At 65.8% G+C, this 2,549-nt stretch carries 4 protein-coding genes; 2 read left to right on the top strand and 2 right to left on the bottom strand.

The genetic code is table 11. The features are described from left to right. Position 1: 1 nt before the first annotated feature. Positions 2 to 106 (bottom strand): mycofactocin precursor MftA, encoded by a 105-nt coding sequence (gene mftA, locus ACFWF3_RS31805; protein WP_101468422.1) that lies wholly within the window; start codon positions 104 to 106, stop codon positions 2 to 4. Between the two features lie 184 nt (positions 107 to 290). On the opposite strand from mftA, the gene mftR2 reads away from it, so the two are divergent. After that, a complete protein-coding gene (gene mftR2 / locus ACFWF3_RS31800) occupies positions 291 to 923 on the top strand; it encodes a mycofactocin system transcriptional regulator MftR2 (RefSeq protein WP_379317485.1) in 633 nt (210 codons plus the stop codon). Positions 924 to 960: 37 nt separating this feature from the next. Further along, complete coding sequence (locus tag ACFWF3_RS31795; RefSeq protein WP_379317483.1) at positions 961 to 2,016, top strand: 2Fe-2S iron-sulfur cluster-binding protein; 1,056 nt, start codon at positions 961 to 963, stop codon at positions 2,014 to 2,016. Here the strand turns inward: ACFWF3_RS31795 and ACFWF3_RS31790 are convergent. Beyond that, positions 2,013 to 2,549: DNA alkylation repair protein (locus ACFWF3_RS31790; protein WP_379317481.1), on the bottom strand; the 537-nt coding region annotated here is incomplete at its 5' end. The genes ACFWF3_RS31795 and ACFWF3_RS31790 overlap by 4 nt on opposite strands.

The following is a 2,549-nucleotide window of genomic DNA, read 5'->3' as shown; positions in this document are numbered from 1 at the left end:
GTCAGTACACGCCGCACATGCCGTCGATGCTGACCTCTTCGATCAGCGTCTCGGTGACCAGGTCCTCGTCGGATTCGACGGTCGCAGGCGTGGTGTTCTCAGGCATGACTACCTCCATTGTGTTGCCGGTCACCTCGCACCTTAACGTCAGTGACTGCCATAAAGGGCGGAATCGGAAAATCTTTCTCTGAGCACACCCCGCCCCCCTCGGCTGCGAACCCCTCTAGACTTCCGGAGGCAGGGATGGGAAAGGGCTGATGGCCCGGTGGCAGCAGAGGTGAGGCAGAGGCTTGCGTAACCATGGCGGGGCGGGTGCTGGTTCGACACTGTCGGAGGCAGAGATCGTCGACGCGGCACTGAAAGTGGTGCGCGAGGACGGGGTCGAGAAGCTTTCGATGCGGCGGCTCTCGCGCGAGCTCGGGGTGTCACCGATGGCGCCGTACTACTACGTGGCCGACAAGCGCGAGCTACTCGATCTGGTTGCCAGCGCGGCCCTGGTCGGGGTGCGCAAGCCGCCGCGCGAGTCCGGTCCGTGGCAGGTGCGCCTGCGCGATCTGATCGATCAGATAGACGATAAACTGCGCACGCATCCCGGCCTGGGCGACATCTTGCTCGAGCAGATGCTCGGCAAGCAGCTCGACCTGATCGACGCCGTGATGGAGATCCTGTTCGACGCGGGCTTCAGCGACCGCAACGTGCTGGCCGCCTACGCGACCATCCACACCTACCTGTTCGGCCGCAGCAGAGTGAACCCGCGCGACCGTTCCGCGCCCGCCGACGTGCTGCTGCCCGAGGCAGTGGCCCGAGCCACGAAGTACATGTCCGACCTGCGCGGCACGTACTCCTACGACTTCGGGATGGAGGTGCTGGTCGCCGGACTCGAGGCGCAGCTTGCCCTGCAGGCGCGTCCCGGCCTAGCATGAAACTGAAACACGTTCTAGTTTTGCCCGAGAGGACGACATGACCACAGTCGAGGTTCCGCACGGCTCGCGCTCGGTGGTGCTGCGAGTAGCCGCGGTGATCGCCGAAACGGCCGACACCCACTCCGTGGTCTTCGAGGTACCCGCCGAACTCCGCGAGCGCTTCGCCTACTCCCCCGGCCAGTTCCTGACGCTGCGCATCCCGAGCGAGCAGACCGGATCGGTCGCCCGCTGCTATTCGCTGGCCAGTTCGCCGTTCACCGATGACCTGCCGAAGGTGACCGTCAAGCGCACCGTGGACGGATACGGCTCGAACTGGCTGTGCGACAACATCGCCGCGGGCGACGAGGTCGAGGTGCTGCCGCCGTCAGGTGTGTTCACGCCCAAGGATCTCGACGAGGACATGCTGCTGTTCGGCGCAGGCAGCGGAATCACGCCGGTGATGTCGATCCTGAAGTCGGCGCTGTCGCAGGGTTCGGGCAAGGTCGTGCTGGTTTACGCCAATCGCGACGCGACCTCGGTGATCTTCGCGGACGAACTCCGCGATCTCGTCGGTAAGCATCCCCAGCGACTCACCGTCATCCACTGGCTCGAACCGCTGCTCGGTCTGCCGACCGCCGACATGCTGGCCACCCTGGTCCGGCCCTACACCGCCTACGAGGCGTTCATGTGCGGGCCCAAGCCGTTCATGGACCTGGTGCACGACGCGCTGGCCTCGCTCGAGGTCCCGCGCAACCGCACCCACGCCGAGGTGTTCAACTCCCTCGCCGGAGATCCGTTCGCCGACCACGCGCCCGCCGAGGTGTCCGAGGCCGACGCGGCCGACGCGGCGACGGTCGAGGTGGAACTCGACGGCCAGGTGCACGAGATGTCGTGGCCCCGCAAGCAGACGCTGGTCGACATCATGCTCGACAAGGGCCTCGACGTGCCCTACTCCTGTCAGGAGGGCGAGTGCGGGTCGTGTGCCTGCACCGTGCTGGAAGGCAAAGTGGAGATGGCCAATTCGGAGATCCTCGATCCCGAGGACATCGAGAACGGGTACATCCTCGGCTGCCAGGCGCGGCCGGTGACCGATCGCCTGCGGATCCAGTTCTAACGCATGGCGCGGTAGGCGGCGCGTTGCTCGGGGTCGAGGTGTTCGGTCGCGTAGCTCAACGCGGTGCGGCCCAGCTCGGGTGCGTTCCGGTTCAGGAAATCGGTGAGTGCGGTCTGGTCGACGCGCTTGCCGATTTCGCGCAACATCCACCCCAGCGCCTTCTGGATCAGATCTCGGCGGTCCGTCCGAAGGATTTCGGCGAGTTCCAAGGTGGTGCTCGGGTCGCCCGCCTTGATGAACGCGAACGTCGACAACAGCGCGACGCGGCGCTCCCACAGCGAATCCTGTTCGGCCAGTTCGAACAGCAGCGTGCGGTCTTTGTCGAGTAGCCAGGGGCCGATGATGTTCTCGGCGGAGGCGTCGACCAGATCCCAGTTGTTGACCCGGCCGCGCCGGACGGCCGCCAGGTAGAGATCGACCATCTCCTGACGGGCCATGTCGTCGAGGGCACGCGGTTTCGATGCCGCCGCGAAGCGGGCGTTGAGGATGAACAGGGCAGCCAGGCGTTCCTCGTGGAGGGGGCTGTCGAGGAG

Origin of the sequence: Nocardia sp. NPDC060220 (genome assembly GCF_042727815.1) — a bacterium.
Classification (GTDB): Bacteria; Actinomycetota; Actinomycetes; order Mycobacteriales; family Mycobacteriaceae; genus Nocardia.
This window is presented reverse-complemented; position numbering and strand designations above follow the sequence as displayed.

Excerpts from the sequence above, each read along its gene's own strand:
- mftA (WP_101468422.1), bottom strand. The coding sequence starts at position 106 with ATGCCTGAGAACACCACGCCTGCGACCGTCGAATCCGACGAGGACCTG.
- ACFWF3_RS31795 (WP_379317483.1), top strand. The coding sequence starts at position 961 with ATGACCACAGTCGAGGTTCCGCACGGCTCGCGCTCGGTGGTGCTGCGA.